Raw genomic sequence first — 14,070 nt, 5'->3', positions numbered from 1 at the left:
GGTTTTTCAGGAAATCAGCATACATGTTCCCTGAGATAGATTTTAAGTATACTGGCTTTATATATTGTTTGTTTCTTTACTTAAAGTTTAGCATGCATGCACCGCTGAAATGAACAAGAACAAACTTCCAGGAGGATGGATATTGGGATGAAAGAGCTTTGTATTATACCGTGCGGGAACAGGAAAATATGGGATAAGGAGCCGCATATTGGTGAAGTGGAAGCAAAATACGCCTATACTGGAACGTTTCATTTGCTTTGCAGACAGTATGCAGATCTTTTCTATAGTGATCAATGGGTGATTCTTTCGGCTAAACACGGTTTCCTGCTGCCGGAAGACCCCGTGCCCGGTTCGTATAACCTTTCTTTCAGCATGAAATCAGACGAGATTATAAAACTGGAAGACTTGAAGAAACAGGCAGCAGATAAAAATCTGTTGCAGTATGAGCGGCTAATAGTCCTTGGCGGAAAAAAATTCAGACCTATAGCAGCTGCGGTGTTTGAAGGTGAAGCTGTTTTTCCTTTAAGCGGGTGCAGGGGAATCGGCTATATGCAGCAAAAACTGAAAAAGGCCATTGCAGAAAAAAGAAGGATTCACTGCTGAATTGCCGGTTCTGTCTGAATATACCGACAAATGAGGAAATGGTATACTTGGGTAAATCATCCGCTGGTCTTGCAGAAAGACAAGCATGAAAGGAGCAAGAAAGCATCATGAACGTTCACTTGTTTATTTATGGAACACTCCGCCATGGAGAAAGCAATTTTACATATATGAAAGGCGCCTTGTGCCTGGCTGAACAGGCGCGTACGTCAGGAAGACTTTATGACACAGGGGAAGGATATCCTGCGATGACAGCTGAATCCGGAGCCGTTTATGGTGAGCTGTTTGAACTGGACGAAGAGAACCTTGAAAAGATCCATGAATTAGAGGGGTACTTCGCTGAAAACCATCAAGATAACTTATTCGAACTTAAAGAAATCACTGTTATGACGGATACCGGAGAATTCCGGGCTTTAAGCTACATCATGAACACAAGCAAAACAACCCGAATGAAACAGATTCAAAGCGGCGACTGGAAAGAATACATGTTTGCTTCCGAATTACCGGAAGAAACGCTGTATTTTGCTTACGGATCGTGCATGGATACAGAACGGTTCAAACTTGCAGGAGTCGATCATCACTTTGCTGAAGTAATAGGGGCGGGGAAAATTGAGCGATATACGGTGAAATTCACGATTTCCGTACATGACGGCGGACGTGCAGATCTTGTTGAGGAACGCGGGGGAGCAGAAGGAATTCTGTACAGAGTTCCAAAAGAAGCTGTCGAGTATCTTTATGTGAGAGAAGGGGTAGGAACAGGAATGTACCGGCCTGCATTTGTAAAAGTGGAGGTGAATGGCCGGGTATACGAGCAGTGTCTGACTTTTACAGTCATCGACAAGAAAGAAGAGTTTCGGCCACCTGGTCATTATTCGTCAGAGATTTTAAAAGGTGCTGAAGGCAGATTGAGTCCGGAGTATGTGAAGCGAATGAAACGCTATATGGATGAGCTGCCTGAAATGTAGTATTCCACTTTTGGAAAAGACATCTTGATTAAGCGGCAGATGCTTGCCATTTTAGTTCATTGGGTTTAAAGTAATGGTAACATTTGTTTAAAGAATGATAGCTGGAGGAAATACATATGAAAAAAGATTTTGCAGTTATCGGCCTTGGCCGTTTTGGCGGGAGCATTTGCCGCGAGCTCAGCGAAGAGGGCATGGAAGTAATGGCGATTGACCTTGATGAAGATAAAGTAAACGAATATGCTAATATAGCTTCACATGCCGTAGTAGGAGATACAACAGATGAAGCTGTATTAAAAAGTCTTGGAATCCGTAACTTTGATCATGTCATTGTTGCGATTGGGGATAACATTCAGTCGAGCATTCTTACAACGCTGATGCTTAAAGAGCTTGGAGTGAAGTTTATTACAGTCAAAGCCCAGAATGATTATCACGAAAAGGTGCTTTCCAAAATAGGCGCCGATCAGATTGTCCATCCAGAGAGGGATATGGGAAGACGGATTGCCCATAATCTTATTTCAAACAATGTGCTTGATTATCTTGAGCTTTCTGATGAACACAGCATCGTTGAGATTGTGGCAAACAGCAAGCTCGATGGAAACACGCTGATTGATCTTGATATTCGTGCCAAATACGGCATTAACATTGTTGCCATTAAAAGAGATAAAGAAATTTTTGTTTCTCCCCAGGCAGATGAAATTATCCAAAAGGGCGATATTCTGATCGTCATCGGTGCAGATACAGATATAGACCGGTTTGAAAAGCGGGTTCTGGAAGCTTAAAAAGACACATTTCGTGTCTTTTTTTTCTTAGTTCCTGCCTTGTCTGTCCGTTTGTGTTTTTGGAAAAGTGGCATACTTGATAATGTATACATGCTGGATTCCAGCTGGGCGGTCGGCTGAGCCCCTGTCTCTTTTCTTTTGAAGCAAAGGAAGGGGGTGATGCCCGGATGACAGTCTTTGAAAGCTTGACGTTAGCTATCTCTTTCGCCACGCTTATCATTGCCATCCTGTCATTTGACCAAAAAAAATAGACCCCCGGCTGTTCGGCTGCAGGCGAGGTCTGGAATGTTCTTTGACTGTTTCTTTCAGGCCGGCCCCAGATTCGGGACCCTTGTATGCAGGCCGCAGGCTGTCAGGCACCTGCGGCTTTATCTATTGCCTTCCTTTTATAGACTTCCTCAGGAGGCGTTTTTTATAAGCAGAAAAAAAGATTGACTGCAAGGCTGATGTGTCTTAGTATATGAAACTAATTAAACATCTTTTCTCGTATAATTTTGGAAATAAGGTCCAAAAGTTTCTACCGAACTGCCGTAAAAAGTTTGACTGCGGGGATTATATTAGAACAGGCGCAAACACATGCGTCTTTCTTTTGCATCCTCTTCGCAATCCTATAAAAGCGAGGGGTTTTTTTATGACTGAAAAAGAACAATTGAAATACAAGATCTGGGCTGCATCAAAAAAAGAAAAAGCAGACCTTGTTTTTAAAAATGCCCGTATCGTGGATGTGTTTAATTTGGACATCATCCATGGCGATGTTGCCGTTTCAGCGGGGAAAATAGTCGGCATCGGGGACTATGAGGGGCATGATGAAATCGATGCATCAGACAAATTCATCTGTCCCGGCCTGATTGACGCTCATGTCCACATTGAATCCTCCATGGTTCCTCCTCACGAATTTGCTGAAGCTGTGCTTCCGCACGGAGTAACTGCCGTGATAGCAGATCCTCATGAGATCGCCAATGTCTCGGGTGCGGCCGGCATACAGTACATTCTTGACAGTTCAGAGGACATACTGCTTGATGTTTTTATCATGCTGCCATCTTGTGTACCGGCGACAAGTTTTGAGCATTCTGGAGCAAAACTTGAAGCGGAGGACCTTGAACCTTTTTTTCAGCATGAACGTGTTATTGGGCTAGCGGAAGTGATGGATTATGTGGCTGTGAAAAATACGTCGGACAGTATGATGGATAAACTTAAAATGGCGCAGAAGCATTCCAGCTTGCTTGATGGCCATATGGCAGGGCTTCCTGTGGATATGGCCAATGTTTACAGATCGGCCGGAATAAGTACGGATCACGAAGTGACGACTGCCCAAGAGGCAATTGAACGGGTGCAGCGGGGAATGTATGTACAGATCAGGCAAGGTTCTGCGGCAAAAGACTTCCACCGTGTTATTGGGGCGGTCAATGAGAAAAATGCACGGAGATTTTTATTCTGCACAGATGATAAACACCTTGATGATCTTGTAAAAGAGGGAAGTGTAGACCATCATATCAGACTTGCAGCCAAACATGGACTGAATCCTGTGACAGCCATTCAGATGGCGACTTTGAATGCTGCAGAATGCTACGGTCTTAAAAGCAAAGGGGCAGTAGCGCCGGGATATGATGCAGATTTTGTGCTGGTAGATGATTTAAGCAGTTTTAAAGTTGATTCTGTGTACAAGCGAGGGGTGCTTGCCGCAATCCATGGAAAAACGGTGAAAAAAGCTGCAGACCGGAGAAAGGTTCCCGGCATGCTGCTGGGTTCTGTCGTTCTTCCTGAAATCGATTCCTCCATGCTTGCTGTACGTGCAGACGAAAATCAGCTGATGACCATGATCGAAGCAGTGCCGAATCAGCTTGTTACACGAAGGGCCGAGGAGATCGTTCATACTGTAAACGGATTTTTTGTGCCATCGGCAGACCTTGGGCACGCAAAGCTGATCATGGCTGAACGCCATAAAGGAACCGGGCTGATCGGCAAAGGAGTTCTGAAAGGGTTCCCCATGAAGCGCGGCGCCATTGCAGCGACGATTGCACATGACTCCCACAACCTCATTGCAGCCGGAATGAGTGATGAGGATCTGATACTCGCTGCAGCAGCAATCAAGGAAATGGGGGGAGGACTTGCTGTTGCGGCTGACGGGGAAATCCTCGCACAGCTGCCTCTTCCTGTATCGGGTCTACTGTCAGATCAGCCTTATGAAAAAGTTCTTGATGGCCTGCAAAAAATTCATGATGCCCTTGCTGAAACCGGACTTCCGGACAGCTTTAATCCATTTCTGACATTGTCGTTTCTAGGCCTTCCGGTTATTCCCGAGCTGAAAATAACGTGTGAAGGGATATTTGATGTTACTCAATTCAGACATATTTAACAGAAAAAACCGGTCTCAGAAATTTCTGAGACCGGTTTTTTAATTTATGTAAGAATGCAATGCTGCTCTAATTTTCAAACTGAGTCTTTCTGTCGATCTGCAAAAGAGTGACCGCCTTTTTAGTGGCAGGGCTGATCACGTCCGCCTTGACACCTTTTTCTTTTAAACGCTGTACAAATTTTTCAAGAGAGGATGGCTTTTTCATCGCTTAGGCACTACCTTTCTGAATCTAAAAGTACTTGACTGAACGGTCAGTTCATTATACCTTAAATAACACTCAGCTTCAAGATGGTTTAAGGAGGAGAATGTGCCGGTAAAAGCAAAATAACTTCGGAGAATGAAAAAGACTGCCGCTAGACGGGCAGTCTTCGTCAAAGAATATAAGATGGTGCGTCCGGAAAGAATTCCGGATTAGCAGTCATTTAGATTAAACCTCCATGATGATCGGCAGGATCATCGGGCGGCGTTTTGTTTTTTCATACAGGAACGGTGCAAGTGTGTCTGTTATTTCATTTTTGATTTCAGACCACTGGCTTGTACGACGTTCCATCACTTTATTCAAGTGTTTTGTAATCAGAACCTGGGCGTCATTGATCAGGTCGCCTGATTCTCTCATATAGACAAATCCGCGAGAGATGATGTCTGGACCGGCTGAAATTTTAAATTCTTTCATATTAATGCTCACTACTACAATCACAAGGCCTTCTTCAGAAAGAATACGGCGGTCTCTGAGAACGATGTTCCCGATATCGCCAATTCCGCTTCCGTCAATGTAAACAGAGCCTGAAGGGATTTTGCCTGCTACGGACACTTCGCGGTCGCTTAATGCAAGCACTTCGCCGTTGTCCATGATAAAGCAGTTTTCTGCAGCTACTCCGCAATCCTTTGCGAGCTTGGAGTGCATAATCTGCATGCGGTATTCACCGTGAATCGGCATAAAGTATTCAGGTTTCATAAGGCGCAGCATCAGCTTTTGTTCTTCCTGGCCGCCATGGCCTGAAGTATGAACGTCACTCAATGAACCGTGAATGACTTCTGCTCCTGCACGATAGAGCTGGTTAATGGTCCGGCTTACGCTGATTGTGTTGCCCGGAATCGGTGAAGATGAAAAAACAACAGTATCGCCTGGAATAATCTGAATCTGGCGGTGTGTTCCGTTCGCTATACGGGACAGAGCAGCCATTGGTTCACCCTGGCTTCCTGTGCAGAGAATGGTGACTCTGTTTGCAGGAAGGCGGTTAATTTCATGAGGCTCAACGAATGTATCTTTCGGACACTGAATGTAGCCAAGGTCCTGGCCGATTGTAATGGCAGATTCCATACTCCGGCCAAAAACAGCAACTTTTCTGCCATGCTGAACCGCAGCTTCTACTACTTGCTGAAGCCTGTGAATGTTAGATGCAAAGGTAGCGAAAATGACGCGTCCATCGACTTTCCGGAAAATTTCCTGGATGCTTTCGCCAACGCGGCGCTCTGACATAGTGAAATGGGGAATTTCGCTGTTTGTGCTGTCTGATAACAGGCACAGTACGCCTTCTTTGCCGATCTCAGCCATTTTCGTCAAGTTGGCAGGTTCGCCGACAGGTGTGAAATCAAATTTGAAGTCACCTGTATGGACGATATTTCCCGGCGGTGTTTTGACAACGATTCCATAAGAATCCGGAATGCTGTGAGTTGTACGGAAGAAAGTAACAGACGTTTTTCTGAACTTAATGATGTCATCTTCTTTAATTTCGATGAGTTTAGCCTGGCGAAGCAAACCGTGCTCTTCTAATTTGTTGCGGATAAGTCCGAGGGCAAGCTTTCCTCCGTAGATCGGAATGTTCACTTGCTTTAAAAGGTAGGGAATTCCTCCAATATGATCTTCGTGGCCGTGCGTGATGAAAAGTCCCTTAATTTTATCCTCGTTTTTTACTAAGTACGTATAATCGGGTATAACATAATCAATTCCAAGCAGTTCCTCTTCAGGAAACTTAATGCCGGCATCAATCATGATGATCTCATCCTGGAACTGGACACCGTACGTGTTTTTCCCGATTTCTCCAAGTCCACCAAGAGCGAAAACCGCTACCTGGTCATTTTTAACAAATTTCATAAAATCAAATCTCCAATACTTTAAAGTTTTCGTTTTGTTTTTCGTATTCTAAGTAAGCACCTTCAACAGATTGAATAAATTCAATGTTGTGATTGCGTTCCTTCAGTTTATTGCGTGCATCGCCTTCTGTTCTCGCTTCAATATAAAGGGTTTTTGTTTTTTCGCGAACAGGAACCTCTCCGAGTTTTTCCTGAAAATAAACTTTGTATAGCATTGCCAAATCTCTCCTTAACTGCCGTATGTTAGACTAACTTGTTCTATTATATTCGATAATGGCCTCTAAGCCAACCCTCACCCGGTCCCGGGGCGTTTTTGGAGGAAAGAAAAAACCTTTCTGCGGGCAGAAAGGTTTCATTACGCTATTGATTTTCTGCCAAGAATGCTATTCCATTGAGACCGCAATCTGCGTCTGAGTTTTTTCATCATGATTTTCCACACTCCCATCTTGTCCAATTTTCGGAATGTTTACCGTTCGAATCTGCCAGACTTAGTATATGTGAATATCGGAAAAGATAACATGGATATTTATGGCAGATGCAGCTGCGGGAAAAAATACAGGTGTTTTGGTTGTGGCTCCATTTATTTTCCGCTATGATGAGTCATGTAAAAGCTGTCAAAACTACGAACAAGTAAGGAGACCTATATTATGACCGGAAACGTAATCTTTTTTGATATAGACGGAACATTGCTTAATCATGATAAGGAAATTCCTGATTCAACTAGAAAAGCGATAGATGATTTGAAAAAAGCGGGACACCATGTTGCAATTGCAACAGGGAGAGCTCCGTTCATGTTTGAAGACCTCCGCCGCGAGCTTGGAATCGATTCCTTTGTCAGCTTCAACGGGCAATATGTTGTTTTCGAAGGTGATGTGATTTATAAGAACCCGCTTCATACAGAACGTCTGGAAGAATTATATGAGTACGCAAAAACTTCGGATCATCCGCTTGTCTTTATGAGCAATGAAACAATGATGTCTACAGAAACAGATCATCCGTACATACATGAAAGCATGGGAAGCCTGAAATTCATGCACCCTGAACTTGATCCCGAGTTCTACCGGAATCATGAGATTTATCAGACACTGCTGTTCTGCAAAGAAGGCGAAGAAGAGGCGTATAAAAAATACGAGGATTTTCACATCATCCGCTGGCATGAACTTGCGACAGATATTCTTCCATTTGGCGGATCAAAGGCAGAGGGGATAAAAAAGCTTATCGAACGCCTCGATATCAGCAAGGAAAATGTATATGCGTTTGGTGACGGGCTGAATGACCTTGAAATGATTAAATTTGCCGGAACTGGTGTGGCTATGGGGAATGCCGTTGCCGAATTAAAGGAAATTGCAGATGAAATCACAACGAATGTAGATGAAGACGGCATTTTGAACGGCTTGAAGAAAACCGGTCTTCTATAAGAAAAAACCTGTCTGCTAAGCAGACAGGCTTTTCGTGCTTCCTTTTACCGTTCGATTGCGATGGCGCCTTCAGGTTCTTTCAAAGGATCTTCGCTGCTGATGTGATCGTAGAACATTACACCGTTTAAATGGTCAATTTCATGCTGAAAGACGATGGCAAGCAGCCCGCGAAGTCTGAGGTCCACATTTTCTCCTTCAAGGGATACTGCTTTTACCCGGATTCTCGCATAGCGCGGAACGTATCCCGGAACAGGTCTGTCAACTGAAAGACATCCTTCTCCGCTTGTTAAGTAGCTTTTCTCAACTGAATGGCTTACAATTTTAGGGTTAAACAGAGCGTAACTGTGCAATTGGCCCTTTTCATCTGTTAACCGGATGGCAATCATCCGTTTGGAGACATTTATTTGAGGGGCTGCAAGGCCAATCCCGGGTCTCAGGCCGTATTTTTCGATCATCTCGGGATTCTGGCTGTTCTGGACATAATCAAGCAGCTCCTGCAGCGTTTTTTTATCTTCATCAGAAGGCGGCATCGGCACTTCTTCTGCAGCTTTACGCAAGGTTGGATGACCTTCCCTGATAATATCCTCCATAGTAATCACCCGGACTCACACTCCTTTTCCTGCTGAATTATCTTACTAAGTATAATGGAACTTAGATCAAACGAAAAGTCCTGCTTGTCCACCAGTATCATTTTTGGATGCGGCGGCCCACAATGTATGTGGGCTCTGCTGCCGCAAGCCATTATTAGCAGTGGCCTACAAACGCTGCTCCTACGATAATTAAAAGAATAAACAATACAACAATCAGAGCAAACGTGCGTCCATAACCAGGATAGCCGCAGCCGCCATAACCGTATCCAGGATAACCGTACATGAGAAAACCTCCTTTGAATGTAACGCTTTACCTCTGCAGCCTGTGCATCAGCCTTCAGCGTCTAATATAACCTATGTTTTTTGGTTGAATGTGTATAGACGATAGCCCAGTTCCCCAAAAAATGAATGTCATTTTGAGTTTTGAAACAAATAAAAATATTGTAAAAATAACCAGAACCTTTTATAGTAAATATGTTGAATGGGTTAGGGGGACTCGCGGTGAAAAAAATGGTTGCAGCTTCTGCAGCGCTGCTTGCAGGAGCATTATTTCTGGCAGGGTGCAGCGGACCTTCTGCAGAAGAAGAAATGTATAATGCTCTTGAAAAAGCCGTTGCGGCGGAAAGTTCGTTCGAAGATCAGCAGGAGCCATTGGTGGAACTTGAGAAAAAAGAAAACGAACTTTACGAAGAAATTATTTCACTCGGCATGAAAGAGTATGAAAAAATTGTTTCACTTTCTGAAGAAGCGCTTTCTGTCATTGAAGAAAGAGAAAAAAGAGCCGAAGATGAAAAAGAGAGCATCATGGATTCAAAAGAAGAATTCAAAGCAGTTGAGGACATTTCAAAGGACCTGGATGATCAGGCGCTGAAAAGCAAAGCTTCTGACCTGCAAACATTGATGCAGCAGCGCTACGATGCTTACGATACGCTTTCTCCAGCATATAATGAAGCAATCGATCTTGATAAAGAGCTGTATCAGCTTTTTCAGAAAAAAGATCTGAAGCTTGAGGAACTGGAAGCGAAAATTACGGAAATTAACAGCAGCTACGAAAAGGTGGCGGCTCTGAATAAAGAATTCAACGATCTTACTGAAAAGTACAACAAGGCTAAGATGGATTTTTACAAAAAAGCCGGAATTGAAGTCGAGCAGTCAGATGATAAAGGAAAAACGTCATGATCAAGTTCAGTGAATGCAGGGAGCAGCCGCCCCTGCATTTTTTGTATGCTGCCGAAGGATGTGTTTGGAACTGCCAAAACAAACAATGCTGTATCGATTTTTATAGTACAGAATATCAAATAGTTATAGTACAGATTGATTAAAAGGGAATAAAAGTAAAATAAAATGCGGCAAAAAGGTTGAAAGAATATCAGTATAAATCAATTGACGTATACATTTTTAATGGTGTACACTAAAACATGTTGAAATGAATTGTATTAATTTTTTTCTTCCCTTTAATTAGTACAGATTTTTGTACTGTCCAATACATAGAGAACGTTTCGGCATTCTCTAAAGTGGTATAAAGATATGTAGAGTGAAGCCTAAAAGAATGTGTCATAAGATGTCATTTTGGGAAGGCTAATGCTGTATGTGTCATATAATCAAGAATTATTTTTTATAAGAGAAAGGACAGGTGACTTAGATGGCTGCTAAAACGAAAAATGCTGTAGTTGACAGCAAAAAGCAATTTGAAGGAATTGCCAAGCAGTTTGAAACGTTCCAAATTCTGAATGAGCAGGGCGAGGTAGTAAATGAAGCTGCAATGCCGGACTTGTCAGATGACCAATTAAAAGAATTAATGCGCCGTATGGTGTATACGCGTATTTTGGACCAGCGCTCAATTTCATTGAACCGCCAGGGCCGTTTAGGCTTTTATGCACCGACAGCAGGACAGGAAGCTTCACAGATCGCTTCTCATTTTGCACTTGAAAAAGAAGATTTCGTTCTTCCTGGATACCGTGATGTGCCTCAGATTATCTGGCACGGACTTCCTTTGTACCAGGCATTCCTTTTCTCACGCGGACATTTCCACGGAAACCAGTTCCCTGAGGAAGTAAATGCATTGTCTCCTCAAATTATCATCGGTGCGCAAATCATCCAGACAGCGGGTGTTGCACTTGGTCTTAAAAAGAAAGATAAAAAAGCTGTTGCAATTACTTACACTGGTGACGGCGGAGCATCTCAGGGCGATTTCTACGAAGGAATCAACTTTGCAGGCGCTTATAAAGCACCGGCTATCTTCGTTGTGCAAAACAACCGTTTTGCAATCTCAACTCCGGTTGAAAAACAATCAGCTGCACAGACAATCGCTCAAAAAGCGGCTGCTGCAGGTATCGTAGGTATTCAAGTTGACGGCATGGATGCACTTGCTGTATACGCTGCTGTGCGTGATGCACGCGAGCGCGCTGTAAACGGAGAAGGCCCGACACTTGTAGAAACACTTACTTACCGCTATGGCCCGCATACAATGGCCGGCGATGATCCGACACGCTACCGCACAAAAGAGCTTGACACTGAGTGGGAAGAAAAAGATCCTCTTGTACGCTTCCGCAAATTCCTTGAAACAAAAGGCATCTGGAGCGAAGAAGAAGAGAACAAAGTGATCGAACAGGCGAAAGAAGATATTAAAGAAGCGATCAAAAAAGCGGATGAATATCCAAAACAAAAAGTAACAGATCTAATGGATATCATGTATGAAGAAATGCCATTCAATCTGAAAGAGCAATATGAAATCTACAAAGCAAAGGAGTCGAAGTAAGCCATGGCTCAAATGACAATGATTCAAGCAATTACGGATGCTCTCCGCACAGAACTTAAAAACGATTCAAACGTTCTTCTATTCGGAGAAGACGTTGGCGTAAACGGAGGAGTATTCCGTGCTACAGAAGGACTTCAAAAAGAATTCGGCGAAGACCGCGTGTTTGACACGCCGCTTGCTGAATCAGGAATCGGCGGTCTTGCAATCGGACTTGGCCTGACAGGTTTCCGTCCGGTTGCTGAAATCCAGTTCTTCGGTTTCGTTTACGAAGTAATGGATTCAATTTCAGGACAAATGGCACGTATGCGATACCGTTCAGGCGGCCGCTGGAATTCTCCTGTTACAATCCGTTCACCGTTTGGCGGAGGCGTTCATACTCCTGAGATGCATGCTGACAGCTTAGAGGGTCTTATGGCGCAGCAGCCTGGTGTGAAGGTTGTTATTCCTTCAACTCCATACGATGCTAAAGGACTTTTAATCTCAGCTATCCGTGACAACGACCCAGTCGTTTTCCTTGAGCACATGAAGCTTTACCGTTCATTCCGCCAGGAAGTTCCGGAAGAAGAGTACACAATTGAAATCGGAAAAGCAGAAGTGAAGCGCGAAGGTTCAGACCTTTCCATCATCACTTACGGAGCAATGGTTCATGAATCTTTAAAAGCGGCTGAAGAGCTTGAAAAAGAAGGCGTTTCTGCAGAAGTTATCGACCTTCGCACAATCAGCCCGATTGATATTGACGCAATTATTGCATCTGTTGAAAAAACAGGACGTGCAATCGTTGTACAGGAAGCTCAAAAGCAAGCCGGCATTGCAGCTAATGTAGTGGCTGAAATCAACGACCGCGCTATTTTAAGCCTTGAAGCACCTGTGCTTCGCGTAGCTGCTCCTGACACTGTTTTCCCATTCTCTCAAGCAGAGGGCGTTTGGCTTCCTAACTTCAAGGATGTCATTGAAACAGCTAAGAAAGTAATGAATTTCTAATTATACATTTATGAAAAGAAATCAGTTGGTCCGGGCAGAGTGTTATTGTTTCATGATGGAGCGCATCGAAGGCGCAAAAGCATTTGAACGAACAAAGTTCTTCCGAAACCTGATACCTGGTTTCTTTTCCATATGAAAAATAGGAGGTAGTATACCGTGTCTTTCGAATTTAAAATGCCGGATATCGGTGAAGGTATCCACGAAGGTGAGATTGTAAAGTGGTTTATCAAGCCTGGCGATGAAGTAAACGAAGATGATGTTCTGGCTGAGATTCAGAATGATAAAGCAGTCGTAGAAATTCCTTCTCCTGTTAAAGGAAAAGTAATTGAAGTTAAAGTAGAAGAGGGAACTGTTGCTACAGTTGGACAAACCCTGATCACATTTGATGCACCAGGTTACGAAAACCTTAAATTCAAAGGTGACGACCATGGCGATGAGCCTGCTAAAGAAGAACCTAAAAAAGAGGAAGCTCAAGTTCAGGCTACAGCTGAAGCCGGCCAGGACGTGAAAAAAGAAGAAGCTCCTAAACAGGAAGCAGAAGCAGCAACTGGTGCAGGTGCACAAGATCAGGCTGATGCAGATCCAAACAAGCGAGTAATCGCAATGCCTTCAGTACGTAAATATGCCCGTGAAAAAGGCGTTGAAATCCGCCAGGTATCAGGTTCAGGCAAAAACGGCCGCGTAAGCAAAGAAGATATCGACGCATTCCTTGAAGGCGGTTCGAAACCTGCTGCTGAAGCTCAGGCTGAAGCTCCGCAAGCAGAAGCTAAGGAAGAAAAAGCAGAGCAAAAAGCACCTGCTAAACAAGCTGTTCCAGAAGGCGATTTCCCTGAAACACGCGAAAAAATGAGCCCGATGAGAAAAGCTATCGCTAAAGCAATGGTTAACTCCAAGCATACAGCTCCTCACGTAACATTGATGGACGAAGTGGACGTAACAAAACTTGTTGCTCACAGAAAACAGTTCAAAGGTGTTGCAGCCGAGCAGGGTATTAAGTTAACATATTTACCGTACGTAGTGAAAGCTCTTACATCAGCGCTTAAGAAATACCCGGTTCTTAATACTTCAATCGATGACAAAACCGAAGAAGTTGTTCAAAAGCATTACTACAACATCGGTATTGCTGCTGACACAGAAAAAGGACTTATGGTTCCTGTTGTTAAAAACGCAGAACGCAAATCAGTCTTTGAAATTTCTGATGAAATTAACGGCCTGGCAACTAAAGCCCGCGACGGTAAACTTTCTGCTGCGGAAATGAAAGGCGCTTCTTGCACGATTACAAACATCGGTTCTGCAGGCGGACAGTGGTTCACTCCGGTTATCAACCATCCAGAGGTTGCGATTCTTGGAATCGGCCGCATCGCTGAAAAAGCAATCGTTGTTGACGGAGAAATTGTTGCTGCTCCAGTACTTGCGCTGTCACTTAGCTTTGACCACCGCATGATTGATGGTGCTACAGCTCAAAATGCTCTAAATCACATCAAGCGTTTATTGAACGACCCACAACTTATTTTAATGGAGGCGTAATT

The 14,070-nt window shown here is 43.7% G+C and carries 15 protein-coding genes and 1 riboswitch; of the genes, 10 read left to right on the top strand and 5 right to left on the bottom strand.

What is annotated here, in order from left to right; translation table 11 throughout:
• The first annotated feature begins 147 nt into the window (after nucleotides 1-147).
• The 5 genes from RKD52_RS13485 to ade all read left to right on the top strand — a co-directional run bounded on the left by RKD52_RS13485 (nucleotide 148) and on the right by ade (nucleotide 4,700).
• A complete protein-coding gene (locus RKD52_RS13485) occupies nucleotides 148-603 on the top strand; it encodes a DUF6884 domain-containing protein (protein ID WP_454101224.1) in 456 nt (151 codons plus the stop codon).
• Between the two features lie 107 nt (nucleotides 604-710).
• Nucleotides 711-1,565 (top strand): gamma-glutamylcyclotransferase, encoded by an 855-nt coding sequence (locus tag RKD52_RS13480; protein WP_454100094.1) that lies wholly within the window; start codon nucleotides 711-713, stop codon nucleotides 1,563-1,565.
• A 116-nt stretch (nucleotides 1,566-1,681) separates the two neighbouring features.
• Nucleotides 1,682-2,344, top strand: a complete 663-nt coding sequence (locus RKD52_RS13475) for a potassium channel family protein (RefSeq protein ID WP_369732889.1) — start codon at nucleotides 1,682-1,684, stop codon at nucleotides 2,342-2,344.
• A 167-nt stretch (nucleotides 2,345-2,511) separates the two neighbouring features.
• Complete coding sequence (locus RKD52_RS13470; protein ID WP_369733079.1) at nucleotides 2,512-2,595, top strand: putative holin-like toxin; 84 nt, start codon at nucleotides 2,512-2,514, stop codon at nucleotides 2,593-2,595.
• Nucleotides 2,596-2,808: 213 nt separating this feature from the next.
• Nucleotides 2,809-2,910, top strand: a riboswitch (purine riboswitch).
• Between the two features lie 65 nt (nucleotides 2,911-2,975).
• Complete coding sequence (gene ade / locus RKD52_RS13465) at nucleotides 2,976-4,700, top strand: adenine deaminase (protein ID WP_454100093.1); 1,725 nt, start codon at nucleotides 2,976-2,978, stop codon at nucleotides 4,698-4,700.
• Between the two features lie 67 nt (nucleotides 4,701-4,767).
• On the opposite strand, the gene RKD52_RS13460 is transcribed toward ade, so the two are convergent.
• The 3 genes from RKD52_RS13460 to RKD52_RS13450 all read right to left on the bottom strand — a co-directional run bounded on the left by RKD52_RS13460 (nucleotide 4,768) and on the right by RKD52_RS13450 (nucleotide 7,009).
• The gene (locus tag RKD52_RS13460; RefSeq protein ID WP_158001607.1) at nucleotides 4,768-4,905 is read right to left on the bottom strand and encodes a hypothetical protein; all 138 of its coding nucleotides are present in this window, start codon (nucleotides 4,903-4,905) and stop codon (nucleotides 4,768-4,770) included.
• A 222-nt stretch (nucleotides 4,906-5,127) separates the two neighbouring features.
• Complete coding sequence (rnjA, locus tag RKD52_RS13455; protein WP_454100092.1) at nucleotides 5,128-6,795, bottom strand: ribonuclease J1; 1,668 nt, start codon at nucleotides 6,793-6,795, stop codon at nucleotides 5,128-5,130.
• 4 nt (nucleotides 6,796-6,799) lie between these two features.
• The gene (locus RKD52_RS13450) at nucleotides 6,800-7,009 is read right to left on the bottom strand and encodes a DNA-dependent RNA polymerase subunit epsilon (protein WP_454100091.1); all 210 of its coding nucleotides are present in this window, start codon (nucleotides 7,007-7,009) and stop codon (nucleotides 6,800-6,802) included.
• A gap of 432 nt (nucleotides 7,010-7,441) precedes the next feature.
• Here RKD52_RS13450 and RKD52_RS13445 point away from each other — a divergent pair, with 432 nt between their 5' ends.
• Nucleotides 7,442-8,212 carry a Cof-type HAD-IIB family hydrolase gene (locus RKD52_RS13445; RefSeq protein WP_454100090.1) on the top strand — a complete coding sequence of 257 codons (771 nt, stop codon included), beginning with the start codon at nucleotides 7,442-7,444 and terminating at the stop codon, nucleotides 8,210-8,212.
• Nucleotides 8,213-8,256: 44 nt separating this feature from the next.
• Here the strand turns inward: RKD52_RS13445 and def are convergent, their stop codons facing one another.
• Both def and RKD52_RS13435 read right to left on the bottom strand, forming a co-directional pair.
• Nucleotides 8,257-8,811: a peptide deformylase gene (def, locus tag RKD52_RS13440; RefSeq protein ID WP_454100089.1), complete on the bottom strand. Its 555-nt coding sequence runs from the start codon at nucleotides 8,809-8,811 to the stop codon at nucleotides 8,257-8,259.
• Nucleotides 8,812-8,956: 145 nt separating this feature from the next.
• Entirely contained in the window at nucleotides 8,957-9,085 is a 129-nt protein-coding gene (locus RKD52_RS13435; RefSeq protein ID WP_081414064.1) for a YjcZ family sporulation protein, read from the bottom strand.
• Between the two features lie 227 nt (nucleotides 9,086-9,312).
• Here RKD52_RS13435 and RKD52_RS13430 point away from each other — a divergent pair, with 227 nt between their 5' ends.
• The 4 genes from RKD52_RS13430 to RKD52_RS13415 all read left to right on the top strand — a co-directional run bounded on the left by RKD52_RS13430 (nucleotide 9,313) and on the right by RKD52_RS13415 (nucleotide 14,068).
• Entirely contained in the window at nucleotides 9,313-9,981 is a 669-nt protein-coding gene (locus RKD52_RS13430) for a YkyA family protein (protein ID WP_454101223.1), read from the top strand.
• A 463-nt stretch (nucleotides 9,982-10,444) separates the two neighbouring features.
• Nucleotides 10,445-11,560 (top strand): pyruvate dehydrogenase (acetyl-transferring) E1 component subunit alpha, encoded by a 1,116-nt coding sequence (pdhA, locus tag RKD52_RS13425; protein ID WP_369732895.1) that lies wholly within the window; start codon nucleotides 10,445-10,447, stop codon nucleotides 11,558-11,560.
• A 3-nt stretch (nucleotides 11,561-11,563) separates the two neighbouring features.
• Nucleotides 11,564-12,541 (top strand): alpha-ketoacid dehydrogenase subunit beta, encoded by a 978-nt coding sequence (locus RKD52_RS13420; RefSeq protein ID WP_029285200.1) that lies wholly within the window; start codon nucleotides 11,564-11,566, stop codon nucleotides 12,539-12,541.
• Between the two features lie 156 nt (nucleotides 12,542-12,697).
• Nucleotides 12,698-14,068, top strand: a complete 1,371-nt coding sequence (locus RKD52_RS13415; protein WP_454100088.1) for a dihydrolipoamide acetyltransferase family protein — start codon at nucleotides 12,698-12,700, stop codon at nucleotides 14,066-14,068.
• Nucleotides 14,069-14,070: the final 2 nt, after the last annotated feature.

Source organism: Metabacillus sp. SLBN-84 (assembly GCF_053629595.1).
The sequence above is the reverse complement of the archived record's forward strand: the minus strand, read 5'-3'. Positions and strand labels throughout refer to the sequence as shown.

Bases quoted from the DNA above. Each gene is read 5' to 3' on its own strand.
- RKD52_RS13470 (WP_369733079.1), top strand. From the start codon at position 2,512: ATGACAGTCTTTGAAAGCTTGACGTTAGCTATCTCTTTCGCCACGCTT.
- RKD52_RS13420 (WP_029285200.1), top strand. From the start codon at position 11,564: ATGGCTCAAATGACAATGATTCAAGCAATTACGGATGCTCTCCGCACA.
- RKD52_RS13460 (WP_158001607.1), bottom strand. From the start codon at position 4,905: ATGAAAAAGCCATCCTCTCTTGAAAAATTTGTACAGCGTTTAAAAGAA.
- RKD52_RS13475 (WP_369732889.1), top strand. From the start codon at position 1,682: ATGAAAAAAGATTTTGCAGTTATCGGCCTTGGCCGTTTTGGCGGGAGC.
- ade (WP_454100093.1), top strand. From the start codon at position 2,976: ATGACTGAAAAAGAACAATTGAAATACAAGATCTGGGCTGCATCAAAA.
- RKD52_RS13435 (WP_081414064.1), bottom strand. From the start codon at position 9,085: ATGTACGGTTATCCTGGATACGGTTATGGCGGCTGCGGCTATCCTGGT.
- RKD52_RS13430 (WP_454101223.1), top strand. From the start codon at position 9,313: ATGGTTGCAGCTTCTGCAGCGCTGCTTGCAGGAGCATTATTTCTGGCA.
- RKD52_RS13480 (WP_454100094.1), top strand. From the start codon at position 711: ATGAACGTTCACTTGTTTATTTATGGAACACTCCGCCATGGAGAAAGC.
- RKD52_RS13450 (WP_454100091.1), bottom strand. From the start codon at position 7,009: ATGCTATACAAAGTTTATTTTCAGGAAAAACTCGGAGAGGTTCCTGTT.
- RKD52_RS13445 (WP_454100090.1), top strand. From the start codon at position 7,442: ATGACCGGAAACGTAATCTTTTTTGATATAGACGGAACATTGCTTAAT.
- RKD52_RS13485 (WP_454101224.1), top strand. From the start codon at position 148: ATGAAAGAGCTTTGTATTATACCGTGCGGGAACAGGAAAATATGGGAT.
- rnjA (WP_454100092.1), bottom strand. From the start codon at position 6,795: ATGAAATTTGTTAAAAATGACCAGGTAGCGGTTTTCGCTCTTGGTGGA.
- pdhA (WP_369732895.1), top strand. From the start codon at position 10,445: ATGGCTGCTAAAACGAAAAATGCTGTAGTTGACAGCAAAAAGCAATTT.